We start from the raw sequence: 26,017 nt of genomic DNA on the forward strand, positions 1-26,017 counted from the left end.
CCCTTGCTGATCGTCAATACCGACCATCTGGAGTTGGTTGATGGTAACGAGGATTTCGAGCTATTGTTGCGCTGCATCAGCGAGATGCGCGGACAGCGCAGCTACTTCAACAAGAGCGTCTGAATACAAGTGACGCCTTGCATTTCCCGACCACACCGAGGAAGTACAGGTATGAAAATTACCGTCAACACCCTGCAGAAGATGGCCGCCGAAGGCCAGAAGATCGTCATGCTCACCAGCTATGACGCAAGCTTTTCCACCCTCCTTGATCAGGCCGGGGTAGAGATTCTGCTGGTGGGCGATTCTCTGGGCATGGTGATCCAGAATCGTGATTCCACCCTGCCGGTGACCATGGAAGAAATGGTCTACCACACCCGTTGCGTTGCCGCTGGTGCTGGCGATGCCATGGTACTGAGCGACCTGCCGTTCGGCAGCTACCAGGAAAGCCCACAGCAGGCTTTTGCCAGTGCCGCCCGCCTGATGCAGGCCGGTGCCCATATGGTGAAGCTCGAAGGCGGCGGTTTCATGGCAGAAACCACCCGTTTCCTGGTGGAACGCGGCATTCCGGTCTGTTCCCACATCGGCCTCACCCCGCAGTTCGTCAACACCTTTGGCGGTTATCGTGTGCAGGGCAAGACCCAGAGCGATGCCGAGCGCCTGCTGGATGATGCCCGCAAGCTGGCTGATGCCGGTGCCAGCCTGGTGCTGATGGAATGTGTACCCGCCGAACTGGCCGCCCGCGTGACCGAGGCGGTTGCCGTGCCCACCATCGGCATTGGTGCCGGTGCCGATGTCAGCGGCCAGGTACTGGTATTGCACGACATCCTCGGCGTGTATCCGGGCAAGAAAGCCCGTTTCGTCAAGAATTTCATGAATGAGGCCGGCAGCATCCAGGGTGCGGTCGAAGCCTACGTCAAGGCAGTCAAGGCAGGGACGTTCCCGGCTGCCGAACATACCTTCTAAGCCAAAAGGGTAAGGAAATGGAAATCATCCGCAGCGTGGCAGCCATGCGTGCATGGCGTCGCCAGGCCGGTAAGCTGGCCTTTGTTCCCACCATGGGTAATCTGCACGAGGGACACCTCGCGCTGGTTGCCGCCGCGCATGAACATGCCGACAAAGTGGTGGTCAGCATTTTTGTCAATCGCCTGCAGTTTGGTCAGGGCGAGGATTTTGATGCCTATCCGCGTACTTTCGATTCCGACTGCGCCAAGCTGGAAGCCGCAGGTGTGGATGCACTGTTCTTCCCCACTGAGCAGGAGTTGTACCCGCGTGTGAAGCAGGATTTCAACGTAGAACCGCCGCACATCCAGAACGAGCTGTGCGGTGCCTTCCGTCCCGGCCATTTCCGTGGCGTGGCTACGGTGGTGAGCAAACTGTTCAATATCGTGCAGCCTGATGTGGCCTGTTTCGGCAAGAAGGACTTCCAGCAACTGCATGTCATCAAGGCGATGGTCGACGACCTGAACATCCCGGTGGCTGTTATCCCGGTGGATACTGGTCGCGCCGAAGACGGCCTGGCGTTGTCCTCACGCAATGGCTACCTGACGGCGGAGGAACGTGCCGAAGCGCCGCGCCTGTACCGTAACCTGTCGGCCATGCGTGATGCGTTGCAGGCTGGAGACAGCGACTATGCGGCGCTGGAAGCCAAAACCAGTGCTGATCTGCAACAGGCAGGCTGGACGGTGGATTATGTCGAGGTACGCCATGCCGATACCTTGGAAGTGGCCCATGCCGGCGAGAAGCGCCTGGTGGTGCTGGCGGCAGCCCGTCTGGGACGTACCCGTCTGATCGATAATGTGGAAGTGTCCCGCTAAGCCGGGCAAGGAAAGACCAGAACCATGCAACGTATCATGCTCAAGTCCAAGCTGCACCGCGTCACCACCACGCATGCAGAACTGCATTACATCGGCTCCTGCGCCATCGACGAAAACCTGCTGGAAGCCGCCGATATCCGCGAGTACGAGGAAGTCCAGATCTGGAACGTCAATAACGGCGAGCGTTTTGCCACCTATGCCATCAAGGCCGAACGCGGTTCCGGCGTGATCTCGGTCAATGGCTCGGCCGCGCGCCGTGCTGCGCCGGGCGATTTGCTGATCATCGCTTCCTTTGCCCAGTACGAGGATGTCGAACTGGCCAATCACCAGCCCAAGCTGGTGTTTGTGGACGAAAACAATCAGATGACGGCGTTGGATAACAAGACACCAACCCAGCCGGCCTGAATACAGACTGAGCCGGACCAAAACGATGCTGCGGCATCGTTTTTTTTGGTCATGTGACATTTTGCAAGATTGCTTATAGCTGTCTATAGTTCCTGAACGAGCCAATCAAGTGTCGGTGCATGGCCAGGCCACACACCTGGCCGCAGGAGACCAGCATGAGCAGCATTCTGAACGGCGGCTGCCTGTGTGGCGCGGTGCGCTATCGGGTAAATGGCCAGCCTTTTCATGTTACACACTGCCATTGTCAGAGCTGCCGCAAGGCTAGCGGTGCCGCCTTTCTCACTTGGTTTACCGTACGCTTGATCGAATTGGAATGGCTTAGTGAAAAACCGATGTACTACCATTCATCTGCTGCCGTGCAGCGCGGCTTCTGCCCGCATTGCGGGGCGACACTCAGTTATCAGCATGAGTCCGATCCGGACGATATCGACATCACGGCGGCTACGCTGGACGTGCCGGAGCAGTTGACTCCAGAGTTCCATACCTGGTGGCAGGAACATCTGGGCTGGGGCGAACCGGCCGAGCAGGCAGCCCTGCCGGTACACGCCCGCAGCCACGATGGTGTCTGACCGCCTGCTTACAGCAGTGCTGCGGACGAGACGATCACGCCATCTTCATCGGCATACAGCCACTCACCGGAGGTAAAGGTGACACCGCCAAAGCAGACTGGCAGATCACGCTGACCTTCGCCGCGTTTAACCGACTTCAGCGGATGAGTGTTCAGCGCACGGATTCCCAGCGGCAACTGGTTCAGTGCCACGGAGTCACGGATGCAGCCGTAAATCACTACCCCTTCCCAGCGATTGGCTACCGCCAGGTCGCCGATCTGGTCACCCAGCAGCGCACAACGCAGCGAACCGCCGCCATCCACCACCAACACCTTGCCATGGCCGTCCTGAGCCAGGGTTTCGCGCACCAGGGTGTTGTCTTCAAACAGCTTGAGGGTGACGATTTGTCCGGCAAAGCGGGCATGGTTGCCATAGCGCTGGAACATGGGCTCGACCACGCGCACCCGGCCTTCATTGGCATCACACAGATCAGTTGTCAGAAAACTCATTTTCTCTCCTTTGCTTTTGCTGGTTTATTGGATGTCGGCAGCCGTGAAAAAGCCGCCTTGCGGCGGCTTTGGTTTGTTGACAATACCCATCTCGCTTTCAGACAGGAAAGCGAGGCTCCCTTGCAGGGCAAGGGCGGGGGGATTGGGAATAAACGGTAAGGCTGCCAACGCAATCACTTCCTCGAAAGGCCCGGCTTTGCCGGGTCCGGAGGAGATTCATCAAATTATGATGTTAGCAGCCTGAAGCCGCCTTGCGGCGGCTTGTCGGCATATCAATCGAGGCGGAGCGGTACGAACAGCGTGTTGTCCTGGCGCCGTACCAGCAAGGCTATCTTGCCATGTGCACTTGACAGGGCTTTTTCGAAACTTTTTACCGTGGTGATTTCATTCTGGTTCAGCCCCATGATCACATCACCATGTTGCAGGCCGGAACGGGCCGCCGCGCCTTGCGCTTTCTGTACCAGCAAGCCGCCGTTGAGGCCCAGCTCGGTACGCTGGCGCGTGGTGAGTTCGGTCACCGTCAATCCCAGCTTGCTGAACTGGTAGTTCTGCGGCGCGGCTTCATCTTGCTGCTTGGCTTGCGGAGTGGCTTCGGGAGCCAGTTCACCCAGCGTGGCCTGGATGGTTTTTTCTTCGCCCTTGCGCCACACCGACAGCTTTACCTTGGCACCTGGTTGTAGCGAGCCAACCATCATCGGCAGGTCTTTGGAGCTTTCGATGCTGCGGTCATCCATTTTCAGGATGATATCCCCGGTCTGCAGGCCAGCTTTGCCGGCAGGGCCTTGCGGATCTACTCGCACGACCAGCGCACCGCTGGGGCGCGGCAGGCCGAAGGACTGTGCCAGCTCTTGTGATACTTCCTGGATATTGATGCCCAGCTGACCACGGCTGACCTTGCCCTTGGCCTTGATCTGCTCGGCCACATTCATGGCCAGATCAATCGGGATCGCAAAGGAAATGCCCATGAAGCCACCAGAGCGGCTGTAGATCTGTGAGTTGATGCCAACCACTTCACCGCGCAGGTTGAATAGCGGTCCGCCGGAGTTGCCTGGATTGATGGCAACATCGGTCTGGATGAAAGGAACGTAGTTTTCATCGGGCAGACTGCGGCCCTTGGCCGACACAATGCCTGCGGTGACGGTGTTTTCAAAGCCAAAGGGTGCGCCGATGGCGGCTACCCACTCGCCCACTTTCAACTGGGACGGGCTGCCCACCTTGACCACCGGCAGGCTGGATGCATCCACCTTCAGCAGGGCCACGTCGGTGCGCTTGTCCAGGCCCACCAGGCGCGCCTTGAGTTCGCGCTTGTCGGTCAGCATCACCTTGATCTGGCTGCCGCCGCTCACCACGTGGGCATTGGTCATGATGAAGCCGTCATCGCTGATGATGAAGCCGGAACCATAGGACACGCTTTCTTCCGGTGTTTGGTCCTGCTGGTTAGGCTGATTGGGAATGAAGCGCTTGAAGAAGTCGAACAGCGGGTCGTCTTCCGGTACCGGGAAGGGCAATTCACTTTGCTGTGGTGCTGCCTCTGTGCGGTTGGCCTGAATGTTTACCACTGCGGGGCCGTCACGTTCGACCAGCTGGGTAAAGTCGGGCAGCAACATGGCGACACGCCCGTCCGACTGTGCAGGCACGGCTACCGGGGCCGGCTGGCTCTGCTTGTGGAACAGGCTTTCGATCTTGTCGCAACCCGAGAGCAACGACGCAGCCAGAAGGGCGCCGACAATGGGGCGAAGATACGGAGTCACAGAATTATCCTTTCGGGGAAGCTTTCAGACCGATATAGGGACGATCCGCTGTATTTCCAGGGAACTGCGGCCAGACTGCAGCAGGCCGCATTGATTCAATCATACCGGTTTTGCCGGGTATTCACACAGATCGGCAATCACGCAGCGATGGCATTCCGGCTTGCGCGCCTTGCATACATAGCGACCATGCAGAATCAGCCAGTGGTGGGCGTCTACCTTGAATTCAGCCGGTACGTAGCGCACCAGTTTGTCTTCAACCTCACGCACGTCCTTGCCCGGTGCCAACCGGGTGCGGTTGGCTACGCGGAAAATATGGGTATCCACCGCAATGGTGGGGTGGCCAAACGCGGTGTTTAGTACCACATTGGCGGTTTTACGGCCAACGCCGGGCAGGGCTTCCAGTGCTTCGCGGTCATCCGGAACTTCGCCGCCATGCTTTTCCAGCAGCAAACGACAGGTGGCGATGACATTCTTGGCCTTGGTACGGTACAAGCCGATAGTCTTGATGTAATCGGCCAGGGTTTCCTCACCCAATGCCAGCATGGCTGCCGGGGTATTGGCCACCGCATATAGCGGGCGGGTGGCTTTGTTGACGCTTACATCGGTTGCCTGGGCTGACAGCAATACGGCAATCAGCAGCTCGAACGGTGTGCGGTATTCCAGTTCCGTGCTGGGCTTGGGCGTGTGCTCGCGCAGGCGGCGGAAGATTTCGTAGCGCTTGGTGGCATTCATGTTGGTCGGCCTGGGGCGGGTTTGGTACTTGGGCTGCCGGTGCAAGTGAGGGGCGGGCAGGCCTGCTATTGTAGCGCAGGCCATGCCAAGCCCGAACAGCCTGCGGTTTCTACGTGCGGGATGGCGGCGACAGCAGCAGCCGGTCAAGCAGCGGCGCACACGCGCTGAGCAAGAGCAGGCTGGCTGCCAGCACGCTGCCGATGTTCATCCAGCTGTCTTGCAGACTCAGACCTCCGCAGAGCAATCCGGCGGCCACGCCATGCAGTAGCCGGCCACGCGGGGTAATGGGGGTGCTGTTGCCGTCAGTCATCACCCAGCCGGCCAGCAGCCACAATGCCGGCTGCAGCAACATCCAGCCGGTTCCCTGCGGCAGGCTGAGCAGCAGTACCAGCACCACGCCCGTCGGAGCCTGCCAGGCAAGCAGATGTCGCCAAGCCAGCCATAGACAGCCCATCAGCAAGGCCAGCGACAGCGGCAGATTGGTAACCGGCAGGGCCGTCGGCAGCCACGGTGCCAGCAGAAGCAGGCTGACCGTTACCGGATGAAAGGGACCGTTGCTTAACTGGCGCAGCAGGACGGCTGCCATACAGGCAGCGATCAGCACTACAGGAGAGCTGGCCGCAGGGAACAGCAGGCTGAGCAGTACCCCGCTCAGCAGGCTGCTTGCTTGCTGCCAGGCTTGGGAGATGGTCTGTTTGCGCAGGTAGAGACAGGCGATTTCCCCAAGCAGGCTGCAGGATAGGGCCAGCAGCAGGCTGAATAGTGCCGGCTCGCCTTGCTGGGCCAGCCAAACCAGTACGGCAGGCAGCAAGGCCAGCAGCGTCTGGCGTTGGCGGCAGGCCAGGGTAGGGGCAAGACGTATCGTGGTGGATATCATGGGTTCTCCGGTCCGTTTGCCTTGTCTGTCGGGGCTGTATTGTCTTCTTGTTGCGCAGCCTGCTGTGCGGTTTTTTGCGCGGCGGCACGCTGCATGGCGGCTGCGATCAGGGCTTTCTTGTCCGCATCCATGCTGGTGGGGGCGGTGGCGGCCTGTGCTGATTTCTGAGCGGCGGCACGCTGCATGGCAGCTTCAATCAGTGCTTGCTTGTCGCTGATTGCGTTGGCTGGCACTGACGGATGGTGCGTATCAGTGCTGACAGCCTTGGCGGCATCCTGCGCAGCCTTGCGTGCTGCCGCACGTGCCATGGCGGCATCGATTGTCGCCTGACGGCTGGCGGCAATGGCGGCGGCGCGTGCATCCGGCTGGCTGTCGTCACGGTGGCCAGTGGACTGCTTTTCCTGATGCTGGCTGTTGCGCTGCGCAGCCCGTGCCATGGCGGCAGCGATGGCCGCCTGTTTGTCTGCGCTATCGGTGGTGGCCTTGGCGGCTATTTGTGGCGTACTGGCTGCCTGCTCGCGTTTTGCTGCCTGTTCTGCCGCCCGTTCTGCCAGTCGTTGGGCTTTTTCCTGCTTGTCCCGTTCCAGACGGAGCTGGCGAAAACGATGCCGCTGCCGGGCCTGGTCTGCCACCTGTTGTTGTTGCTGTGCGCTACGGTATTGCAGTGCACTGTGGCGGAACTGCTCCAGCAAAGGCAGTTGACTGGGGCAGACTGCGCTGCACAAACCACACAGGCTGCAATCTGGCAGGCCCCATGTCAGTGCCTGTGCCGTGTCCTGCTGGCGGCAGTGCCAGTAGAGTTCCTGCGGCTGTAGCTGACTGGGGCAGATGCGTGCGCAATCGCCGCAACGGACACAGTCTTGAACGGAGGGCGCGCTAGCCAGCGCAATTGCTTGCAGGCAGTTGCTGTGCCAGTGCAAGCCAAGCGCATCGGCTTGGGCGGCAGGCAGGGTATAAGCGCGCAAGCTACCGCCGTGGCCGATGTCCTGGCAGGCAGCTGCGCCGGCAAACGCCATCACATGGCTGAGTGGAGTGCCCAGTAGTGCCAGTACATTGCTGGGGCGGGCTAATTTGCCGCCCAGGCTGACCATGCGGCTGATGCAGGGCTGTCCTTGCAGGATGGCGGCACCGGCGGCGGCAACTGCATCCACCGGCAGGCACAGGCTGAAACGGGACTCTTCCGGCCGGGCCAGCAGTGTGCACAGGCTAGCTTCATCCGCCGCCGGGTAGGGTGCGGTAATGGTTGCGATATGCCAGTTGCGTCCGGCTGCGGCGGTGTGCATGGCCTTGAGAGCCGCATGCTGTTGTTGCTGGATGGCAATGGCAATACGTGTTGGCTGCAATACCTGTTCCAGCATGGCAATTGCGGCCACAACCGCGTCTGCCTGTGCGCTCAGCAGTGTGCTGACGGCAGCAAGGCCGGGTTCGTCTTCGACGGCATTGATTATCAGCAAGGGCAGGGCTTGCTGCTGTGTGGCCCACTCCAGTGGCAGCAGCGGACCGTGGTTGCCAGTTACTCCCATTTCCTGCAGTTGCAGGGCAAGGTCGAGCCGGGTCAGTTGCGCTGGGGAGGCCGGGTTCAGTGGCAAAGCTGCGTCGTGGCCGTCCACTTCCAGTATCAGGCTGCTGGCCAGCGGTGTACCGGGCAAGGCCTGTACTTGCTGGCGGATGGCAATGATGCGGCCGGATGTCGGCGCATGCAGGGCGGTGCCGTATTGGCTGTCGGCATTGGCCAGCTGCTGGTATTTCAGCACTTGTTGGCCAATGCTCACGCAGGGCTGGCTGTCTTGCAGCGCCAGCACCAGCTGCGAAGGAAGCGGCAGGGTGCTCAGCGGCACGGAGGGGTGATCCTCTGCCTGCAGGGGCAGTTTGAAACCACCTGATAAGGAGACAAAGTGCCTCATCTCATGGCCTCGCTCTTTACTGCCTTGATGGCAATCACCGGGTAGCCCCAGCGCCAGTCTGCCGGTGTTGTGGCGGGGCGCATGCTGATGCAGTCCACCGGGCAGGGTGTCAGGCAGAGTTCACAGCCGGTGCATTCATCAGCCAGTACGGTGTGCATCTGTTTGGCCGAACCCAGAATGGCGTCGACCGGACAGGCCTGGATGCACAGGGTACAGCCGATACAGGTGCTTTCATCGATCAGGGCGACGGCCTTGGGTTTGCCGGGCGGAGCATCGGCGGCAAATGGCAGATAGTCCACGTGCAGCAGGGCGGCCAGTTTGTGGATGCCTTCCTCACCGCCGGGTGGGCAGCGGTTGATGCGGTCTTCGCCCTTGGCCAGGGCATCGGCATAGGGTTGGCAGCCGGGATGGCCGCACTGGCCACACTGGGTTTGGGGCAGGATGGCGTCAATACGTTCAGCCAGAGAACGTAGATCGTCAACTGCGGGTTGTTGACGGGCGGCAATGTGGCGCAACAGGCGTAGCAGCAGGATGCCGGCCAGTAACAGCAGGGTGAACTGGATGGCAATACTCATGACAGATGGGCTCCTAGACGGTGCAGGGCCAGCGCCAGCAGCAGCGCGCATGCCAGCAAGGCGGGCTGGCCACGCAGCGCTGCTGGCAGATTGCAACGCTCCAAGCGTTGCGGCAGGGTGGCAAACTGCGCCAGCAGCAGGCTGAACAGCAGTACCGGCAATAAGGTTAGCAGGCTGCCAGCCAGCGTGCCGGAAGGGATGGTAGAGCTGAACAGGGGCAGGCCTAGCAGCAGATTGTCCAGCAACAGCCAGTACCAGCGCAGGCCGAGCCAGCGTGCCTGGGTGGCAGCAACTTGCAGCAGCAATGCATTCAGCAGTAGCGGACAGACTGTGCCGACCAGCAGCGCCGGCCATAGGGAGTGGCCGCTGCCGTTTAGCTGGCCAGCCATGGCTAGCAGGATTGTACCCAGTAGCAGGCTGATCAGGCAGGCAAGACCGGTGGCGGCTGCACTCAGCAGCAAACGGCCAACATCATTGGCCTGCCGCTGGCTGAGATGCTGGCAAAATGCCAGTGCGACCAGCAGCGGCAGATAAAGCCCAGAATTCATGGCTGGAAAACCCGGAAAGCAAAACCGCAAAATTATCCGGGTTTCGTGGCTGCTTCACAACCTTGCCCGCCGCGTAGTGGGGCGCAATCTGTTGTTCAGGGCAGATGCTGACCCAACCAAGCCTGCAGTTTACGGGCCTGGCGCAGTGTTTCCTTCAGGATGCGGGCGTCCAGAGTCCCCAGTTGCTGCGGATCGATCAGGTTGTCCAGGCGTTCGCCATTTTCCTGGCATGCAAGTTGATGTCGCAGACGCAGATCCTGCAGGAAACGGGCGCTGTCGGCGAAGCTCTGGCAATCGCTGCTGCTCAGTCCAGGCAGATCTGCAGCTGCAGCAAAGCGCTCGCAGGTGCGGCTGGCCGCCGAGCCGGCCTGTAATGCCAGAATGCGGGCACCGTCGACAAACAGGTCCAGCGCTGGCTTGAGGTCGAGCTTGTCATCCTGGTTGGTTTGCAGGCGACCACTCCAGCCTAGCGGCGGCTGATAGCTGCGGGCATTGCGGCTGAGTGCCCGCAGCACGGCAGGGTCGGTGGCACGCTGACGTAGTGCGCTGGCCAGCTCCAGACCCAAGGTATGCTGCCCCCAGGCAGGGCGCATATCCAGATACAGACCGACATGACCGGCACTATCCGGTGACAGCATCAGCTGGCTGAGAAAGGTATCGCTCCAGTCCTCAAGCGACAGGCAATGGCTGGGGTTGCCAGCCATGACGCCATGACGGCACAAGGGAATGCCGCAGGCGCTAAGTGCCGAACAGATGCGCTGGGCAATAGCTGGCAGCTGCTGGGAAAGCTGCTGCTGGCGCAGCGGGCTGCTGCTGCGAAATACCAGCCCGCTGTCCTGATCCGAGGTCAACGTGTTCTCTTGGCGGCCACTGCTGCCAAATTGCAGCCAGCAGACTTCCACGTCTTCCAGTCCGGCCTCGGCCAGATGCAGCTGGCACAGCCGTGCCAGTAACTGGTCATTGAACAGGCTGAGCAAGCGGGTGCTGGCATCTGCATCCATGCCTTGCTTGAACAGGGCGACTACCTGACGACGAAAGGTGGCCGCTACGCCGGCCAGCGCCGCAGTGCTGTCACAGCGGCTCAGGCGTTGCAGCATCTCCTTCATGTCCAGCCGCGACAGGCGATACAGGTCGTGCTCGGAAACAATACCCACCAGCGTGCTGCCCTCGCACACCATCACATGGCGTTCACCACTTTGCACCAGTGCCAGCATCGCTTCGCTGGCCAGGGCGCTGGGGGGAAGGATGCAGCCAGGCTGGCGCATCATGTCTTTTACCGGGGTGTCGTCTCCCCGGCCTGCCAGATGCGCACTCAGTAAGTCACGCAGGGTAAACAGCCCGAGCAGGCGCTGTTCAGGGCTGGTGATCACGACCGAGCCCACCCCCTCAGTCTGCATCTGCTCCAGCAGGGGGCGCAGGGGGGTATCTGGCCGGCAGGTGACCGGTGGCCGCTGGATGACAGCAGACAGCGGTGTATGCAGGCTGAGTCCCTGTCCGCCCAGTGCCGAGGGGTGCAACTGTCTGGCGCGGGACAGCAGGTTGGCCAGGCGTTGGGTACAAAACAGTTGGAAAGCTGGTGCTTCTGCACAAAGCGCGACAAAGGCTGCGCGTGGCAGTTGCAACACCATGCAGTCGCTGTCGACGCGGTAATGATTGCTTACCGGTCGCTGTGCCAGCAGGGCACCTAGCGGAAACATGTCGCCCTGACCCAGCATGGCAAAAGGCTGGCCGCTATAGATGTCTTCTGCCAGTACCTGGCCGTCCACCACGATGAACAGCTGGCTGGCTGGCCCGGCCTGCGGGCTAGTCAAGCTGCTGCCGCGTGAAAAATGTTGTCGGCGTGCATGACTGGCCAGTAAGGCTAGCTGTTCCTCTGTCATGGCGGCAAAAGGTTCGTGCAGGAGCAGTGCCTGCCAGTCGGCCGGGAAGGGGGTGGGCATGGTTGGGCTCCGCAGTTGGCCAAAACGGCGTTCAATATAAAGATGGCATACCGGGTCGGATATTGGGGAAATCCGCTTTCTCCTGGTATCGACCTTGGCCACACGGGTACCGGCGGGCGCTATGGTGCCGCAGCGCTCTGGGGGCAATCGCGTTATCCACGCAGTTTGAGATTTCTCGGAATAAGACCCGTATGGGCAGTAGGTTTTACCGCCCGTTCATACTGGCAGGCAAATTAAGCTGCTTGCTCTCGTGGTAGATGGCTAAGTGCCTTGGCGCAATGCCTGCCTCGCAATATGGCGTGCTTAGCATATTGGCAGATTATGTTAGCCGACATTGAATGCCAGGGTGAGTGAATGTTTTGCACTGCAACATAAACGGCAATGTCTTATCATGACAGCTTCACCACCTTTTACTGATATTGCCCATGATTGTCCGTTCCTCCCTCAGCTGGTTCCGTCTGCTGTTTGTCTGGCATGGCTCGGTTTTGCCGCGCATCCTGCCACGGCTGTTGCTGGTCTTGCTGATTGCGGTGCTGGCGGCATCGGTACGCCATTGGTGGCTCAGCAGTTTCGGAGACTCTGCGCTCAGCATTCCCACCTTTACCCTGCTGGGCGTGTCGCTGGCTATCTTCCTTGGTTTTCGCAACTCGGTCAGTTATGAACGCTTTTGGGAGGCGCGCAAGCTGTGGGGCGGCTTGCTGATTGTCAATCGCTCGATTACCCGGCAACTGCTGTCGGCGGTGCCGCGCCATCCGCTCACTGCCGAGGCCGCAGACTTGCTGTGTGCCTTTGCCTATGCGCTGAAAGCACAGCTGCGACTGGAGCACGATTGCCAACACCTGCTGCGGCTGCTGCCTGCCAGTCTGCAGGACGAAGTGCTGGCTGCGCGTTTTGCACCTGCCATCATCCTGCGACGCCTGGGAGAGCTGATCCAGCAATTGCAGCGCGAAGGCTGCATCAGCGAGTTGCAGTGGCATGCGCTGGACCACAAGCTGAACACCATGTCGGAAATCCTGGGCGGTTGCGAGCGCATCGACACCACACCGATTCCTTATACATACCGCGTTCTGTTGAACCGTACGGTCACCATTTACAGCCTGCTGCTACCGATGGGGCTGGTCAGCAGCATAGGCTGGCTGACTCCGCCCATTGCGGTATTCATTGCCTACACTTATCTGGCACTGGAGGTGATAGGGGAAGAGCTGGAAGAACCGTTTGGCCGTGAAGGCAATGATCTGCCACTGGCTGCGCTATGTCATACCATCGAATCTGCAGTACGGGAGATGCAGGGTCTGCCGGTTGGGGTGGAAGCGCCACAGCCAGAAGGGGTTTATCTGCATTGAGTGATGCACTATGGCTGGCTTGCATGCCGGTGGGCAAAATCTCTGCTAGTGATGTACTGTGCTGTGCGGCCAGTTCTGCACAATAAAAAAAAGCCCGGTGAAATCACCGGGCTCAAGGTCAGTGTGCTCCTGAACTGATTCAGATGGGGTTTTGCAGCTGGCCCAGAATCTGCGGGTTTTCCAGCGTGGAAACGTCCTGTGTGATTTCCTCGCCCTTGGCGATCGAGCGCAACAGACGGCGCATGATCTTGCCGGAGCGGGTCTTGGGCAGGTTTTCGCCAAAGCGGATGTCGTCCGGCTGGGCGATCTTGCCGATTTCGTGGGCCACCCAGTTCTTGAGTTCGGCCGCAATCTTCTTGGCTTCATCGCCTTCCGGACGGGCACCCTTCAGTACCACGAAGGCCACCACGGCTTCACCCTTCACTTCATGCGGTTTGCCCACCACGGCGGCTTCGGCCACCAGCGGGTTGGCCACCAGTGCCGATTCGATTTCCATGGTGCCCAGACGGTGGCCGGATACATTCAGCACATCGTCGATACGGCCCATGATCCAGAAGTAGCCGTTTTCGTCGCGGTTGGCCGAGTCGCCAGCCAGGTAGTACTGGCCGTTGAACTCGTCCGGGAAGTAGGTTTTCTTGAAGCGGTCCGGGTCGTTCCAGATGGTACGTACCAGAGACGGGAAGGGCTTTTTGATCACCAGGAAGCCACCGCGGCCCGGTTCCACCTGCGCGCCCGATTCGTCCACGATATCGGCAATGATGCCCGGTAGCGGCAGGGTGCAAGAGCCCGGCTTGGTGGGTACGGCACCCGGGATCGGCGCAATCATGGCCGAGCCGGTTTCGGTTTGCCACCAGGTGTCCACGATAGGGCAGCGGCCACCGCCCACCACTTCGTAGTACCACATCCAGGCTTCCGGATTGATCGGCTCGCCCACGGTGCCCAACAGGCGCAGGCTGGACAGGTCGAACTGCTTGGGCAGGTCGTTGCCCAGTTTGATCAGCGAGCGGATGGCGGTCGGTGCCGTGTAGAAAATGCTGACCTTGTGCTGCTCGATCATGCGCCAGAAGCGACCGGCATCCGGGTAGGTCGGTACACCTTCGAACACCACCTGGGTGGCGCCGATGCCCAGCGGGCCGTAGCAGATATAGGAGTGACCGGTGATCCAGCCCACATCGGCGGTGCACCAGTACACATCATTCGGTTTGTAGTCAAAAGCCCAGCGGAAGCTGTTGATGGCACCCAGGAGATAGCCAGCGCTGCTGTGCTGGATGCCTTTTGGTTTGCCGGTAGAGCCGGAGGTGTACAGGATGAACAGCGGGTCGTCAGCCAGCATCCATTCCGGTTCGCAGGCTTCGGCCTGGCCTTCCACCAGCTTGTGCCACCATACGTCGCGGCCTTCGGTCCACTGTGCGCCGCCATTGGTGCGCTGGTAAACCACTACGTTCTGTACAGATTCGCAGCCTTCCAGTGCCAGGGCTTCGTCCACGGTGGCCTTCAGCGGAACGGTTTTGCCGCCGCGCAGGCCTTCATTAGCGGTAATCACCAGCTTGGCACCGGCATCCTGGATACGGTCGCGCACGGCACCTGCTGAGAAACCACCGAATACCACAGAGTGGATGGCACCGATACGGGCGCAGGCCTGCATGGCCACGATGGCCTCAATCACCATCGGCATGTAGATGACCACACGGTCGCCCTTGCCAATGCCCAGGCTCTTCAGGCCATTGGCAAACTGGCAAACGCGGCGGTGCAGTTCGGAATAGGTAACCCGGGTCACTTCACCATCATCAGCTTCGAAGATCAGGGCGATCTTGTTGGCGTTGAGCGGCAGGTGACGGTCCAGGCAGTTGTAGGAGACGTTCAGAACGCCATCGTCAAACCATTTGAAGAAAGGTGCGTTGCTATCATCCAGAACCCGCGAGAAGGGCTTTTTCCAGGTGATCAGTTCGCGGGCAAGGTCCCCCCAGAACGACAGGTAGCTGTCATCAGCCTGTTCGCACAGTGCGTTGTAGGCTTCCATGCCCGAAACCGTAGCCTTGTGGCGGAAGTCGTCGGACGGCGGAAAGCTGCGGGTTTCTTTCAGAATGGACTCGAGGGTGGACATTACCTTCTCCTTTTATGTTTTGTCGTGCTGTAGCCGCATCCCGCAGGATGCGGCCCAGGGTGAAACGATTAGTGCTTGGAAGCGCCGGAGGCACCAATGCCGGTCATGGAGCGGACGAACTGGGCATCGAACTTGGCTTTTTCTTCAGCAGCAGACTTGGAGTTGTCGGTCACCGAGAACAGCCAGGTGGTTACGAACGCCAGGGTGATGGAGAAAATGGCCGGGTTCTTGTACGGGAACAGGGCGGCTTTGTGTTTCATCACATCCACCCATACTGCCGGTCCCAAGACAATCAGCACCACGGCAGTAGCCAGGCCGATGAAGCCGCCGATTACGGCACCGCGAGTGGTCAGACCTTTCCAGAACATGGACAGGAACAGTACCGGGAAGTTGGCGGAAGCCGCGATCGAGAAGGCCAGACCCACCATGAAGGCAATGTTCTGCTTTTCGAACACCAAGCCCAGCACGATGGCGATGACGCCCAGTGCCACGGTAGTGATCTTGGATACACGGATTTCGTCAGCTTCGTTAGCCTTGCCCTTCATGATGACGGAGGCGTACAGGTCGTGCGAGACAGCAGAGGCACCGGACAGGGCCAAACCTGCTACAACGGCCAGGATGGTGGCGAAAGCAACCGCAGAGATGAAGCCCAGGAACATGTCACCGCCAACAGCATTGGCCAGGTGAATGGCGGCCATATTGCTGCCACCAACCAGTTGGGTGATTTGCTTGCCATCTTTGGTGATGGTTTCCATCATGCCCGGCTGGTTCAGCACCAGCATGATTGCGCCAAAACCGATGATGAAGGTGAGGATGTAGAAGTAGCCGATGAAGCCAGTTGCGTAGAATACCGACTTGCGTGCTTCCTTGGCGTCAGACACGGTGAAGAAGCGCATCAGGATGTGCGGCAGACCGGCAGTACCAAACATCAGCGCCATGCCCAGCGAAATGGAGTCAACCGGATCAGCCTTGCCCGGTGCCATGATGGCGGCGTGCTTGGCGTGAGCGGCAACTGCCTTCTCGAACATCAGTTCCGGGCTGAAACCCACGGTGGATAGTACCATGAAGGCCATGAAGGACGCGCCACACAGCAGCAGCACAGCCTTGATGATCTGTACCCAGGTGGTAGCCAGCATGCCGCCGAACAGCACGTAGCACACCATCAGGATGCCCACCATCACCACGGCGGAAGAGTAGTTCATGCCGAACAGCAGCTGGATCAGCTTGCCGGCACCAACCATCTGGGCAATCAGGTACATGGCAACCACGACCAGGGTGGAAGTGGCAGCAAACATGCGTACCGGAGTCTGTTGCAGGCGGTAGGACGCTACGTCGGCAAAAGTGTATTTGCCCAGGTTACGCAGACGTTCGGCTACCAGGAACAGGATGACCGGCCAGCCAACCAAGAAGCCCATGGAGTAGATCAGGCCGTCATAGCCCTTGTCGAACACCATGGCGGAAATACCCAGGAAGGAGGCTGCCGACATGTAGTCACCGGCAATAGCCAGGCCATTCTGGAAGCCGCTGATACCGCCGCCTGCGGTGTAGAAGTCCGAAGCGGAACGGGTACGGCGTGCTGCCCAGTAGGTAATGCCCATGGTAAAGGCCACGAACACCACGAACATGATGATGGCGTGCCAGTTGGTGGCCTGCTGTTTGACATCACCTTCGATGGCGCCGGAGGCAAAAGCCAGGGCAGGGAAAAGCGTTAATGCTGCCAGAGCGAGAGAGCCAGTGCGTTTTGTCATTGTTGTGCCTCCTCTACAATCTCGCGGTTGAGCTGGTCAAACTCGCCGTTGGCTTTGCGCACGTACAGGCCGGTCAGCACGAAAGCAGAAAGAATGATCAGAATCCCTACCGGGATGCCTACAGTCATGGTCATGCCGGGGCCGAGCGGTGCGCCCAGCGTAGACGGCGAAAATGCCAGTATCAGAATGAAGCCATAGTAAATGACCAGCATTACGATGCTGAGCTGCCAACCCAGGCTTGTCTTCTTGTGAACAAGCTCTTTGAACTTCGGGTTGGACTGTACTTTCTTGAGTACGTCCTCGTTCATTGCATCCTCCTTTGTCGTAACGATCGTCTGACCGCTGGAGGAAACATAAGGGACGAAAGGCTGCGCCTGCTAATCGCTTTTTTTGATTGATTAAATTTGCCAGACGGATGCTGCAATGCAAAAAATAATAATAAACAATGAGTTATAGTGGTATTTTTACTCGATTTACCATGTTGTGGTTACGGTTTTTTTTGAAAAAAATACGTGAAAATGTTGTGGAACAGCGTGTAATGACCGCAAAATGTTGTCCACGATAAGGTCGGTAAAACAGACGAATGTAGTCCGCTCGCTACAGGCAGGGAGAACAGGCCGTACATGGAAATCTATCAGTTGAGGACCTTTGTCACCGTAGCCCAGCAAGGGCACCTGACGCAGGCCGCAGAGTTACTGCATTTATCCCAGCCCGCCGTGACCGCACAGATCAAGGCACTGGAAGAAGAAGTGGGCATGCCCTTGTTTGAACGCACTGCCGGCGGCGTCACCATGACACGGGCAGGGCAGGAGCTGCTGCCCCAGGCTCAGTCCATCCTGGCTTCGGCGCGGGAAATCATCAACCATGCCAAAAGCCTCAAAGGTCAAACCGGAGGTAAGGCGCAGATCGGCCTTACCCTGACGCCAGCCACCCTGAAAATGGGCGAGTGGGTAGCGGCGCTGGTGGAAAAATACCCGCTGCTCGATTTGCGTCTGCAGCACGGGGTGACCGGTGAAGTCCTTAACCTGGTACGCAAGAAAGAGCTGGATGCTGGCTTCTATCTGGGTAAAAACCCCTACGTCAACGTCAATACCGTACTGTTGACCAATCTCCCCTTCCGTATCGTCATCCCCAAAAACTGGGATAGCCGAATCGATCTGACCAATCATAAAGATCTGGGGCGTTTGCCGTGGATTGGCCTGTCTCAGTTCTCCAGCCTGTCCAAAATTACAGCTGAACTCTGGCGCGAACTGAATATTTCACCGAAGAAAGTCGCAGAAAGCGACAATCTGGCCTCCATTCTGGAACTTGTCGCCTGTGGAGTGGGCATTGCGCTGGCCCGTGAAGAGGAAGCGCTGGAGTGGGAAGCCGCCGGGCGATTGACGGTTGTCCCCGGTGTGCGCAAACTGGCCGAGTTGCAGTTCGTCTATCCCTCGGACCGGGTGGGTGACCCGATTCTGGAGGCGCTGCTGCAGGAGTTGATCCGTGTCTGGGCACTCAGCCCGGGCGCGGCACATTGAGTGTTGTCCAACAGACAAGGACGATTCATGGCCTACGAGTGGTTTGCCAGCGCTTTCCAGCGTTACCTTAGCACCATGGAGTTGAGCCAGCGCCGCTTGCTGGATGCCCAGCAGGATGCCTGTCTGAGCTGGACTGCCGCCTGGCTGCCCGGTTACCCGCTGGCCGATGCCGATTTGCAAGGCCGGATTGATGGCAGCCTGCTGGGCGGTGTGTCCCTGCTGCAGGCTCAGGCCGACAATCAGCGCGACCTGATGCTGGCAACGGAGAAGTCACTCAATGACATGCACCGCCGCCTGCTGCAGCAACTGGAACAGTCAGGCAACCACCCATCTTTCAGCGTGATGAAGCAGGCTTTGCAGCTGGGACAAAGTTCTGGCAGCGCAGTCAGCAAAATGAGCCGGCAAGTCGGCCACTTTGCTGCCACCAGCTTCTCCTCGGCCTCGCTCAATGCTGCCCGTGACATGCGTCGGGTCTGGCGTCGGCAAAAACCCTGATTGCCTTCTGGTGTTTATCTGCCCGGCTCACGTCTAGAATCGGGCCATGCAAGCCCTTTCTTCTCTGGCCTTTGGCCAACGCTTTCTGGAACTGCCGCCGGCCTTCTATCGCCGGGTACAGCCCCAGGCGCTCAGTCAGCCGTATCTTGTTGCGGCAAATGCTTCCCTGTGTGCAATGCTGGGCATCCAGCCGGATACGCTAGCTCAGCCAGCAGCGCTCGCGTTGTTGTCCGGCAACCGGCTTGCCGACGACATGCAGCCCACTGCTGCCATGTATGCAGGACATCAGTTTGGGGTGTATGTACCCCAGCTGGGTGATGGCCGCGCGCTATTGCTGGGTGATACATCAGATTCCCATGGGCAGCGCTGGGAATGGCAGCTCAAGGGAGCCGGGCTTACCCCGTTTTCACGCATGGGAGACGGGCGAGCCGTATTGCGCTCTACCATTCGTGAATACCTGTGCAGCGAAGCCATGCATGGCCTGGGCATCCCCACCACCCGGGCGCTGGCCATGATCGGCTCGCCAGATCCGGTTTACCGGGAGAGGCCGGAGACGGCGGCCGTGCTCACCCGTCTGGCGGAAAGTTTTGTCCGCTTTGGTAGTTTCGAGGTGTTCTACCATCGCGGCCTGCACGATGAAATCCGGCTGCTGGCCGACTTCATCATCCGGCATCATTTTCCTGACTGTGCGCAGCAAGAACAGCCCTATGCAGCACTGTTCGCCGAGATTGTCAGCAAAACGGCGCGGATGATTGCTCAGTGGCAGGCTGTCGGCTTCTGTCACGGCGTAATGAATACCGACAATATGTCCGTGTTGGGGCTGACGCTGGATTACGGCCCGTTTGGCTTTATGGATGGTTTCAACGCAGCACATGTATGTAATCACAGTGACCATGCCGGGCGCTATGCCTACAACCAGCAACCCCAGGTTGGTTTATGGAATCTGCATTGCCTGGCCTCGGCATTCCTGCCGCTGGTGAGTGAAGCGCAATTGCTGGAAGCACTCTCCGGCTATCGGGAGCAGTACTCACAACACTGGCAGGAGCTGATGCGCAACAAGCTGGGCCTTGCTGTGCCGGATGAGGGTGATGACGCACTGATCGAAGCGCTACTGTTGGCCATGCATGCGCATCAGACCGATTACACCGTATTCTTCCGCCGGCTGGCCGACTTTGACAGCGCGGGCGACAACCACGCATTGCGGGACATGTTCCTGGATCGCAGCCTGTTTGATGACTTGGCTGCACGCTACACTGCGCGCCTGCAGCTGGAAACCAGGCCGGCTGCCGAGCGCAGGTCTGCTATGCTGGCGGTCAACCCCAAATATATCCTGCGCAATTATCTGGCCGAGCAGGCGATTCAAGCCGCTCAGCAGGGGGATTTTTCACAAATCGCCAGCCTGCATCACTGTCTGCAGCACCCCTTTGACGAGCAGCCGCAGTATCAGGCTTACGCCGCCGAGCCTCCTGCCTGGGCGCAGGAAATCAGCGTTAGCTGTTCCAGTTAAACCGGCGCTCGGTTTTCATCCCGATGCTTGTCAGGTGCCGTGCCATACCTGGCTGTCACTCTTTCCTCTTTTTAGCGCCCTGTTACCAGCTCTTTTCCTGATACCCGCGGGTAGCAGGGCGCATAGCCCCCTCCAGTATTTTTCTTATCGGTTTGCTCAGTATGTCATTCATGCCAAGCAGCTAATTCACCGCAGAAGCTATTGATCTCACTAGTCATCGCACCATCAATCGGAAATATCAAAAAAATCTCTTTGATATTTTGATATTTCCGATTGTAATAATTTCAAAAAATATATTTTGAAATTATTTTCAATTTTTAAATTATGGTCTGGTATTTTGGGCAGTGTGAAATACTTGTATGGCAGATGCTTGTGTATTAATTTTCATTGCTGCGTTTTGCTAATGGCTGCTGGAGCATTCAATGAAAATAATCAAGGCAGATGTGTTCGTAAGTTGCCCTGGGCGAAATTTTGTTACGCTAAAAATAACAACGGAATCTGGGTTGAGCGGTGTGGGCGATGCTACCCTGAATGGGCGGGAACTCTCCGTTGCTGCGTATCTGCGTGACCATCTGTGCTCACAGCTTATTGGACGGGATGCGCAGAAAATAGAAGATATCTGGCAATATTTTTATAAAGGCGGCTACTGGCGACGTGGTCCGGTAACCATGTCCGCTATTTCTTCTATTGATATGGCCTTGTGGGATATCAAAGGAAAAGCAGCAAACATGCCAGTGTATCAACTGCTGGGTGGTGCTTCACGCGAAAAAGTCATGGTGTATGGCCATTGCACGGGAAGTACCATTGATGCCGTGCTGGATGATTATGCCAGGTTGCTTGAAATAGGATTCCAGGCGATACGTGTGCAATGTGGAATTCCTGGTGTGTCATCTGCTTATGGGTTGGCAAAACAAAAAGGTGGTAAGTATGAGCCGGCAACTAAAGGGGTTTATCCTGAAGAGCAGTTGTGGTCAACGGAAAAGTATCTGAATTTTATACCAACAGTATTCGATAAGATTCGTAATAAATTTGGCATGGATTCTTGCCTATTACATGATATACATCATCGCCTGACACCGATAGAAGCTGCACGTTTCGGTAAAGATGTTGAGCCATATCATTTATTCTGGATGGAAGATCCTACGCCGGCAGAGAATCAGGAATGTTTCCGCTTGATAAGACAGCATACCGTTACGCCAATTGCGGTTGGGGAAGTGTTCAATAGTATATGGGATTGCAAACAATTAATCGAGCAGCAGTTGATTGATTTTATTCGCACGACAGTGACGCATGCGGGTGGGATCAGTGGTATGCGCCGTATTGCTGATTTTGCTTCACTTTATCAAATACGCACCGGCTCTCATGGCGCGAGCGACTTGTCTCCGATCAGTATGGCAGCCGCTTTGCACTTTGATTTATGGGTTCCCAATTTTGGTATTCAGGAATATATGGGCTATTCGGAAATCATGCTGGAAGCATTTCCTCGAAACTGGATATTTAATAATGGTTATATGCACCCAGGAGATGCGCCGGGTTTGGGGGTGGATTTTGATGAAAAGATTGCTGAGAAATATCCCTATGAAGCAGCTTGTCTACCGATAGCCAGGCTGGAAGATGGCACGATGTGGAATTGGTAACGAAGGGGAGCCGTGATGAAAAGCATAGTCATTAGTCAGCCTGGTGTGCTGGAAATACAGCAGCGCGAGATGCCACAACCTGCCGATGATGAGGTAAGAGTAAAAGTCATCTATGCCGGGGTGTGTGGTTCTGATGTCCATATTTATCATGGGCATAACCCATTTGCCAGATATCCACGGGTAATCGGGCATGAATTTTTTGGTGTTATTGACCAGGTCGGGAGTGACGTGATGCCAAGCAGGATTGGCCAGCATGTAGTTATCGATCCGGTGGTCAGTTGTGGGCAATGTTATCCCTGCTCGGTTGGACGACCTAATGTCTGTCTGAATTTACAGGTGATTGGGGTACACCGTGATGGTGGATTTAGTGAGTTTGCCTGTGTGCCTGCCAGCAATGCCCATATTGTTCCAGAAACAATCCCTGCACTGCATGCGGCGCTGGTTGAACCATTCAGCATCGCGGCCAATATCACCGCACAATTAAAGCCAACAGCGCAGGATGTCGCCTTGGTTTATGGTGCCGGTCCCATGGGGCTGGCGGTGATTCAAGTATTGAAAAAAGTATTTGGTGTGGCACATCTTGTTGCGACTGATCGTATTGCATCAAGGTTGGATCGTGCCATCGAGTGTGGTGCAGATCAGGTTGTGACTAATCAGGATGCTTATTTATTGGACTATTTTCAGGAGTATGGACGCACGCCTACCCTGATTGTGGATGCAGCATGTCATCCAGCCATTTTGCAGCAGTCTATCGAATTGGCTTCGCCTGCAGGGAGGATTGGAATAATGGGTTTTTCTGATGTGCCATGCATGATCAGCCAGAAAGATCTGACCAGCAAGGAACTTTCCATTTTTTCATCACGCTTGAATAGCGCGCGTTTTCCTCAGGTGATTTGCTGGATGGGTGATGGAAAGTTAAATCCTGATGCTTTAATTACGCATAAGCTTGATTTTAATCAGGTGGGTGTGGCATTGCATTTGTTTGAAAATGAGCCAGCGGAGTGTTGCAAAATCTTATTGGAATTTCCTGGTTAATTCAATTTACCGATACATGATGGTAATGATGTTTTGGAGTAAATGTAATGAATACGGCAAAAGTGTTGGAGCAGGATCTGGATGGAAAAGAGACATCTGGTTTGGTCAAGGCTGCAGTTTCGGGTTGGTTGGGTACTGCATTAGAGTTTATGGATTTCCAGCTGTATTCGCTTGGTGCTGCATTGGTTTTCCATGAAATTTTCTTTTATGGCCAGAGTAAGGCCATGGTTCTCATTCTGGCAATGGGTACTTATGGTGCTGGTTATCTGGCCCGTATTGTGGGCGCTTTTGTGTTTGGCCGGATGGGCGATTCAATTGGCAGGAAAAAAGTATTATTCATTACAATTACCATGATGGGAGTGTGTACCACACTGATTGGTGTGTTGCCCACCTATGCGCAAATTGGCATTATGGCGCCAATTTTATTAGTATTGCTGCGAATTGTACAAGGTCTGGGTGCCGGTGCTGAAATATCCGGTGCTGGCACCATGCTGGCTGAGTTTGCCCCGGTGGGGCGGCGCGGTATTATTTCCTCTTTGGTTGCCATGGGAACCAATTGCGGTACTTTGGCAGCTACTGCAATTTGGGCTCTGGTATTTTATACCTTGGATAGACAGCAATTGATGGAGTGGGGATGGCGTATTCCCTTTCTATCCAGTGTTGTTGTCATGATTTTTGCTATCTGGTTGCGTGCCAATCTGAAGGAGAGCCCGGTATTCGTTCAGGAAAAAGAAAATAATATCCAAGTTGCTGCCGCTACTGATCATGTTGTGGCTGATGATCGTTTCGTTTCCATGTTTCGTAGTCGATCATTTTGGATTGCTACCGGCCTGCGTTTTGGCCAGGCGGGTAACTCTGGGCTGATACAGACTTTCCTTACGGGTTATCTGGTTCAAACATTGTTATTTGATAAAAGCATTCCTACTGATGCCTTGATGATTAGTTCCGTGGTTGGGTTTTTTAGTATTCCACTATTGGGTTGGCTTTCTGATAAATTTGGTCGGCGGCTGCCTTATATTGTGTTGAATGTAATGGCTATTTTTCTCATATACCCCTTGCTCTCTTTGATAATGGAGCCGAATCATGGGGTCGGGCTAGTCATGGTATGTATTATTGTGATTCACAATATTGCGGTGTTGGGCTTGTTTGCGCTGGAAAATATCACGTTGGCAGAGTTGTTCGGTGCTCGTCAGCGTTTTACCCGTATGGCAATTTCTAAAGAAACGGGCGGGCTGGTTGCGGTAGGTTTTGGCCCCTTGCTGGCAGGTATTTTCTGTCATCTTAGTGGTAGTTGGTGGCCGATTGCCGTGATGGTGATGGCTTACTCTGCGATTGGCTTGCTTGCGGCACTGCTGATGCCGGAGGTGAAGGATCGCGATTTGAATCTGCTTACGGACGCTGCAGACTTACATGGCAGGGGCTAGGGCTGGTGCCGTGCAGTTTGGTCTCATCATCCTATTCATTGGGTAATCTCATGAGTCAGTCGATTGCGACAGCATTAGTCCCGCAGCCTGGATATCCTCGGCAGGATCTGCGTCCGCGGCTCTTGCACCTGGGGTGCGGGGCATTTCATCGTGCCCATCAGGCAGTTTATGCAGATGAGTTAGCTGCTCGGCATGGCAGTGATTGGGGGTATTGTGAAGTCAGCTTGTCGGATAGCAGCGGTACCATTCGCGCGCTGAAGCAGCAGGATTTACTGTATTCGGTGTCTGATATTGATGGGCAGGGCTGGCATTGCCGCGTTGTTGGCATTGTTTGCCAGGCACTATCGCGGACTGAGGATGGCCTGCTGGCGGTGCTGGAGGCGCTAGCACATCCGGAGCTGGCGATCGTGACCTTGACCATTACCGAGAAAGGCTATTGTCACTTGCCGGCTACGGGGCAATTGCAGCTGGACCATCCCACCATCTTGCATGATGCGGCCCACCCATTGCAGCCTCAGTCGGCACCTGCGGTATTGCTGGCTGGATTACGTCTACGTCGCCAGCGTGGTTTGCCGGCCTTTGCGGTGTTGTCCTGTGACAATATGCCGGCCAATGGTGAGATTACCCGTCGGGTATTAATGCAATTGGCGGCGCTGCAGGATGATGCAGAAATGGTGGACTGGGTAGCGCAGCATGTGGCCTGTCCGTCCAGCATGGTGGATTGTATTGTCCCCATGGTCAGCGATGCGAGCCGCAGCCAGATCCGGGCGTTGCTGGGGGGCGTGGATGACCCGGCCGGGGTGACATCGGAACCATTCCGACAGTGGGTGATCGAGGATCACTTCCCGCAAGGCCGGCCAGCGTGGGAGCGGGTGGGGGTGCAGTTGGTTGCCGATGTGAGCCCATTCGAGGAAATGAAGCTGCGTATGCTGAACGGCAGCCATTCTTTTCTGGCGTATCTGGGCTATCTGGCGGGCTATAGCCATATCAGTGATTGCATGCAGGATGCAGCGCTGGCGCAACTGGTGCATCACCTGATGCTGCAGGAGCAAGCGGTGACGCTGGTGAATTGTCCACAGCCGGCAGAGGATTATGCTGCCAGTTTGTTACAGCGTTTTCGCAATCCGGCGCTGCAGCATCGAACCTGGCAGATTGCCATGGATGGTTCGCAAAAACTTCCGCAGCGCCTGCTTGATCCCATCCGTATTCATCTGGCACGAGGCAGTCGCTTTGATTGCCTGGCGCTGGGGCTCGCCGCCTGGATGTACTACGTGTCCGGTATTGATGAACAGGGGCGTGCGATTGAGGTGTGTGACCCGTTGGCCGCCGAGATAAGCATGCTGCTGCAGTCGCGAGGGCCTGCGATGTCGCCTGTGCAGGCCTTATTGCAACTGGAGCAGGTGTTTGCGACGGATCTGCCACGCAATGCACATTTCGTGGCGGTACTCAGCCAGTATTTCCATCAACTGCAGCAGTTCGGTGCCAAAGCGTGTGCGGCACAGCTTTGTGCTCGGCTTGGCTATGCCGGGGTTGTTGACTGATTAGGCTGAGGTAGCCGGCCACCACTGCGCAGTGCTGCTGAATACCGCCATGGCGTGGGC

23 protein-coding genes are annotated in these 26,017 nt (G+C 57.2%); 12 read left to right on the plus strand and 11 right to left on the minus strand.

Annotation, left to right across the window (positions count from 1 at the left end):
- Nucleotides 1-171: 171 nt before the first annotated feature.
- The 4 genes from panB (at nucleotide 172) to QVF59_RS07930 (ending at nucleotide 2,788) form a co-directional block, all read left to right on the plus strand.
- On the plus strand, nucleotides 172-963 hold the full coding sequence (gene panB / locus QVF59_RS07915) for a 3-methyl-2-oxobutanoate hydroxymethyltransferase (RefSeq protein WP_045847077.1): 792 nt from the start codon (nucleotides 172-174) through the stop codon (nucleotides 961-963).
- Between the two features lie 17 nt (nucleotides 964-980).
- Nucleotides 981-1,814 (plus strand): pantoate--beta-alanine ligase, encoded by an 834-nt coding sequence (gene panC, locus QVF59_RS07920; RefSeq protein ID WP_159878599.1) that lies wholly within the window; start codon nucleotides 981-983, stop codon nucleotides 1,812-1,814.
- A gap of 24 nt (nucleotides 1,815-1,838) precedes the next feature.
- Nucleotides 1,839-2,219, plus strand: coding sequence for an aspartate 1-decarboxylase (panD, locus tag QVF59_RS07925; protein ID WP_287878670.1), 381 nt, complete (start codon nucleotides 1,839-1,841; stop codon nucleotides 2,217-2,219).
- A 155-nt stretch (nucleotides 2,220-2,374) separates the two neighbouring features.
- Nucleotides 2,375-2,788, plus strand: coding sequence for a GFA family protein (locus QVF59_RS07930; protein WP_240902499.1), 414 nt, complete (start codon nucleotides 2,375-2,377; stop codon nucleotides 2,786-2,788).
- Between the two features lie 8 nt (nucleotides 2,789-2,796).
- Here the strand turns inward: QVF59_RS07930 and rraA are convergent, their stop codons facing one another.
- The 8 genes from rraA to QVF59_RS07970 all read right to left on the minus strand — a co-directional run bounded on the left by rraA (nucleotide 2,797) and on the right by QVF59_RS07970 (nucleotide 11,603).
- The gene (gene rraA, locus QVF59_RS07935; RefSeq protein ID WP_287878674.1) at nucleotides 2,797-3,276 is read right to left on the minus strand and encodes a ribonuclease E activity regulator RraA; all 480 of its coding nucleotides are present in this window, start codon (nucleotides 3,274-3,276) and stop codon (nucleotides 2,797-2,799) included.
- Nucleotides 3,277-3,548: 272 nt separating this feature from the next.
- Entirely contained in the window at nucleotides 3,549-5,027 is a 1,479-nt protein-coding gene (locus QVF59_RS07940) for a DegQ family serine endoprotease (RefSeq protein ID WP_159878593.1), read from the minus strand.
- 99 nt (nucleotides 5,028-5,126) lie between these two features.
- A complete protein-coding gene (gene nth, locus QVF59_RS07945; RefSeq protein ID WP_287878677.1) occupies nucleotides 5,127-5,759 on the minus strand; it encodes an endonuclease III in 633 nt (210 codons plus the stop codon).
- 109 nt (nucleotides 5,760-5,868) lie between these two features.
- On the minus strand, nucleotides 5,869-6,636 hold the full coding sequence (locus tag QVF59_RS07950) for an RnfABCDGE type electron transport complex subunit D (protein ID WP_287878680.1): 768 nt from the start codon (nucleotides 6,634-6,636) through the stop codon (nucleotides 5,869-5,871).
- Nucleotides 6,633-8,540: a 4Fe-4S dicluster domain-containing protein gene (locus QVF59_RS07955; protein WP_287878683.1), complete on the minus strand. Its 1,908-nt coding sequence runs from the start codon at nucleotides 8,538-8,540 to the stop codon at nucleotides 6,633-6,635. Before QVF59_RS07955 ends, QVF59_RS07950 begins: the two co-directional genes overlap by 4 nt.
- The gene (rsxB, locus tag QVF59_RS07960) at nucleotides 8,537-9,115 is read right to left on the minus strand and encodes an electron transport complex subunit RsxB (RefSeq protein ID WP_287878686.1); all 579 of its coding nucleotides are present in this window, start codon (nucleotides 9,113-9,115) and stop codon (nucleotides 8,537-8,539) included. Before rsxB ends, QVF59_RS07955 begins: the two co-directional genes overlap by 4 nt.
- Nucleotides 9,112-9,663: a hypothetical protein gene (locus QVF59_RS07965; RefSeq protein ID WP_159878585.1), complete on the minus strand. Its 552-nt coding sequence runs from the start codon at nucleotides 9,661-9,663 to the stop codon at nucleotides 9,112-9,114. The genes rsxB and QVF59_RS07965 overlap by 4 nt, the downstream gene beginning before the upstream one ends.
- A 95-nt stretch (nucleotides 9,664-9,758) precedes the next feature.
- Complete coding sequence (locus QVF59_RS07970) at nucleotides 9,759-11,603, minus strand: putative nucleotidyltransferase substrate binding domain-containing protein (protein WP_287878688.1); 1,845 nt, start codon at nucleotides 11,601-11,603, stop codon at nucleotides 9,759-9,761.
- Between the two features lie 425 nt (nucleotides 11,604-12,028).
- On the opposite strand from QVF59_RS07970, the gene QVF59_RS07975 reads away from it, so the two are divergent.
- A complete protein-coding gene (locus tag QVF59_RS07975) occupies nucleotides 12,029-12,946 on the plus strand; it encodes a bestrophin family protein (protein ID WP_159878573.1) in 918 nt (305 codons plus the stop codon).
- Nucleotides 12,947-13,085: 139 nt separating this feature from the next.
- Here QVF59_RS07975 and acs read toward each other — a convergent pair whose 3' ends face one another.
- The 3 genes from acs to QVF59_RS07990 all read right to left on the minus strand — a co-directional run bounded on the left by acs (nucleotide 13,086) and on the right by QVF59_RS07990 (nucleotide 17,106).
- Entirely contained in the window at nucleotides 13,086-15,050 is a 1,965-nt protein-coding gene (acs, locus tag QVF59_RS07980) for an acetate--CoA ligase (RefSeq protein WP_159878571.1), read from the minus strand.
- 68 nt (nucleotides 15,051-15,118) lie between these two features.
- Entirely contained in the window at nucleotides 15,119-16,798 is a 1,680-nt protein-coding gene (locus QVF59_RS07985; RefSeq protein ID WP_159878569.1) for a cation acetate symporter, read from the minus strand.
- The gene (locus QVF59_RS07990; RefSeq protein WP_159878567.1) at nucleotides 16,795-17,106 is read right to left on the minus strand and encodes a DUF485 domain-containing protein; all 312 of its coding nucleotides are present in this window, start codon (nucleotides 17,104-17,106) and stop codon (nucleotides 16,795-16,797) included. Before QVF59_RS07990 ends, QVF59_RS07985 begins: the two co-directional genes overlap by 4 nt.
- 315 nt (nucleotides 17,107-17,421) lie before the next feature.
- Between QVF59_RS07990 and QVF59_RS07995 the strand changes: the two genes are divergently transcribed.
- From QVF59_RS07995 to QVF59_RS08025, 7 genes are all read left to right on the plus strand, one after another.
- Entirely contained in the window at nucleotides 17,422-18,318 is an 897-nt protein-coding gene (locus tag QVF59_RS07995; RefSeq protein WP_159878565.1) for a LysR family transcriptional regulator, read from the plus strand.
- A 27-nt stretch (nucleotides 18,319-18,345) separates the two neighbouring features.
- The gene (locus tag QVF59_RS08000) at nucleotides 18,346-18,813 is read left to right on the plus strand and encodes a hypothetical protein (RefSeq protein ID WP_159878563.1); all 468 of its coding nucleotides are present in this window, start codon (nucleotides 18,346-18,348) and stop codon (nucleotides 18,811-18,813) included.
- A 46-nt stretch (nucleotides 18,814-18,859) separates the two neighbouring features.
- Nucleotides 18,860-20,320, plus strand: coding sequence for a protein adenylyltransferase SelO (locus QVF59_RS08005; RefSeq protein ID WP_287878693.1), 1,461 nt, complete (start codon nucleotides 18,860-18,862; stop codon nucleotides 20,318-20,320).
- 422 nt (nucleotides 20,321-20,742) lie between these two features.
- Nucleotides 20,743-21,957, plus strand: coding sequence for a D-mannonate dehydratase ManD (gene manD, locus QVF59_RS08010; RefSeq protein ID WP_287878696.1), 1,215 nt, complete (start codon nucleotides 20,743-20,745; stop codon nucleotides 21,955-21,957).
- Nucleotides 21,958-21,972: 15 nt separating this feature from the next.
- Nucleotides 21,973-22,992 carry a Zn-dependent oxidoreductase gene (locus QVF59_RS08015; RefSeq protein WP_287878699.1) on the plus strand — a complete coding sequence of 340 codons (1,020 nt, stop codon included), beginning with the start codon at nucleotides 21,973-21,975 and terminating at the stop codon, nucleotides 22,990-22,992.
- 47 nt (nucleotides 22,993-23,039) lie between these two features.
- Nucleotides 23,040-24,416 (plus strand): MFS transporter, encoded by a 1,377-nt coding sequence (locus QVF59_RS08020; protein WP_287878701.1) that lies wholly within the window; start codon nucleotides 23,040-23,042, stop codon nucleotides 24,414-24,416.
- 50 nt (nucleotides 24,417-24,466) lie between these two features.
- Nucleotides 24,467-25,957: a mannitol dehydrogenase family protein gene (locus QVF59_RS08025; RefSeq protein WP_287878703.1), complete on the plus strand. Its 1,491-nt coding sequence runs from the start codon at nucleotides 24,467-24,469 to the stop codon at nucleotides 25,955-25,957.
- Nucleotides 25,958-26,017: the final 60 nt, after the last annotated feature.

The sequence above is a fragment of the Aquitalea sp. genome, from assembly GCF_030150775.1.
In the GTDB taxonomy this organism is placed as follows: Bacteria; Pseudomonadota; Gammaproteobacteria; order Burkholderiales; family Chromobacteriaceae; genus Aquitalea; species Aquitalea denitrificans.

What these genes read in the sequence shown, in the direction of transcription:
- panB (WP_045847077.1), top strand. Translation starts at nt 172, where the DNA reads ATGAAAATTACCGTCAACACCCTGCAGAAGATGGCCGCCGAAGGCCAG.
- panC (WP_159878599.1), top strand. Translation starts at nt 981, where the DNA reads ATGGAAATCATCCGCAGCGTGGCAGCCATGCGTGCATGGCGTCGCCAG.
- panD (WP_287878670.1), top strand. Translation starts at nt 1,839, where the DNA reads ATGCAACGTATCATGCTCAAGTCCAAGCTGCACCGCGTCACCACCACG.
- QVF59_RS07930 (WP_240902499.1), top strand. Translation starts at nt 2,375, where the DNA reads ATGAGCAGCATTCTGAACGGCGGCTGCCTGTGTGGCGCGGTGCGCTAT.
- rraA (WP_287878674.1), bottom strand. Translation starts at nt 3,276, where the DNA reads ATGAGTTTTCTGACAACTGATCTGTGTGATGCCAATGAAGGCCGGGTG.
- nth (WP_287878677.1), bottom strand. Translation starts at nt 5,759, where the DNA reads ATGAATGCCACCAAGCGCTACGAAATCTTCCGCCGCCTGCGCGAGCAC.
- QVF59_RS07950 (WP_287878680.1), bottom strand. Translation starts at nt 6,636, where the DNA reads ATGATATCCACCACGATACGTCTTGCCCCTACCCTGGCCTGCCGCCAA.
- QVF59_RS07955 (WP_287878683.1), bottom strand. Translation starts at nt 8,540, where the DNA reads ATGAGGCACTTTGTCTCCTTATCAGGTGGTTTCAAACTGCCCCTGCAG.
- rsxB (WP_287878686.1), bottom strand. Translation starts at nt 9,115, where the DNA reads ATGAGTATTGCCATCCAGTTCACCCTGCTGTTACTGGCCGGCATCCTG.
- QVF59_RS07965 (WP_159878585.1), bottom strand. Translation starts at nt 9,663, where the DNA reads ATGAATTCTGGGCTTTATCTGCCGCTGCTGGTCGCACTGGCATTTTGC.
- QVF59_RS07970 (WP_287878688.1), bottom strand. Translation starts at nt 11,603, where the DNA reads ATGCCCACCCCCTTCCCGGCCGACTGGCAGGCACTGCTCCTGCACGAA.
- QVF59_RS07975 (WP_159878573.1), top strand. Translation starts at nt 12,029, where the DNA reads ATGATTGTCCGTTCCTCCCTCAGCTGGTTCCGTCTGCTGTTTGTCTGG.
- acs (WP_159878571.1), bottom strand. Translation starts at nt 15,050, where the DNA reads ATGTCCACCCTCGAGTCCATTCTGAAAGAAACCCGCAGCTTTCCGCCG.
- QVF59_RS07985 (WP_159878569.1), bottom strand. Translation starts at nt 16,798, where the DNA reads ATGACAAAACGCACTGGCTCTCTCGCTCTGGCAGCATTAACGCTTTTC.
- QVF59_RS07990 (WP_159878567.1), bottom strand. Translation starts at nt 17,106, where the DNA reads ATGAACGAGGACGTACTCAAGAAAGTACAGTCCAACCCGAAGTTCAAA.
- QVF59_RS07995 (WP_159878565.1), top strand. Translation starts at nt 17,422, where the DNA reads ATGGAAATCTATCAGTTGAGGACCTTTGTCACCGTAGCCCAGCAAGGG.
- QVF59_RS08000 (WP_159878563.1), top strand. Translation starts at nt 18,346, where the DNA reads ATGGCCTACGAGTGGTTTGCCAGCGCTTTCCAGCGTTACCTTAGCACC.
- QVF59_RS08005 (WP_287878693.1), top strand. Translation starts at nt 18,860, where the DNA reads ATGCAAGCCCTTTCTTCTCTGGCCTTTGGCCAACGCTTTCTGGAACTG.
- manD (WP_287878696.1), top strand. Translation starts at nt 20,743, where the DNA reads ATGAAAATAATCAAGGCAGATGTGTTCGTAAGTTGCCCTGGGCGAAAT.
- QVF59_RS08015 (WP_287878699.1), top strand. Translation starts at nt 21,973, where the DNA reads ATGAAAAGCATAGTCATTAGTCAGCCTGGTGTGCTGGAAATACAGCAG.
- QVF59_RS08020 (WP_287878701.1), top strand. Translation starts at nt 23,040, where the DNA reads ATGAATACGGCAAAAGTGTTGGAGCAGGATCTGGATGGAAAAGAGACA.
- QVF59_RS08025 (WP_287878703.1), top strand. Translation starts at nt 24,467, where the DNA reads ATGAGTCAGTCGATTGCGACAGCATTAGTCCCGCAGCCTGGATATCCT.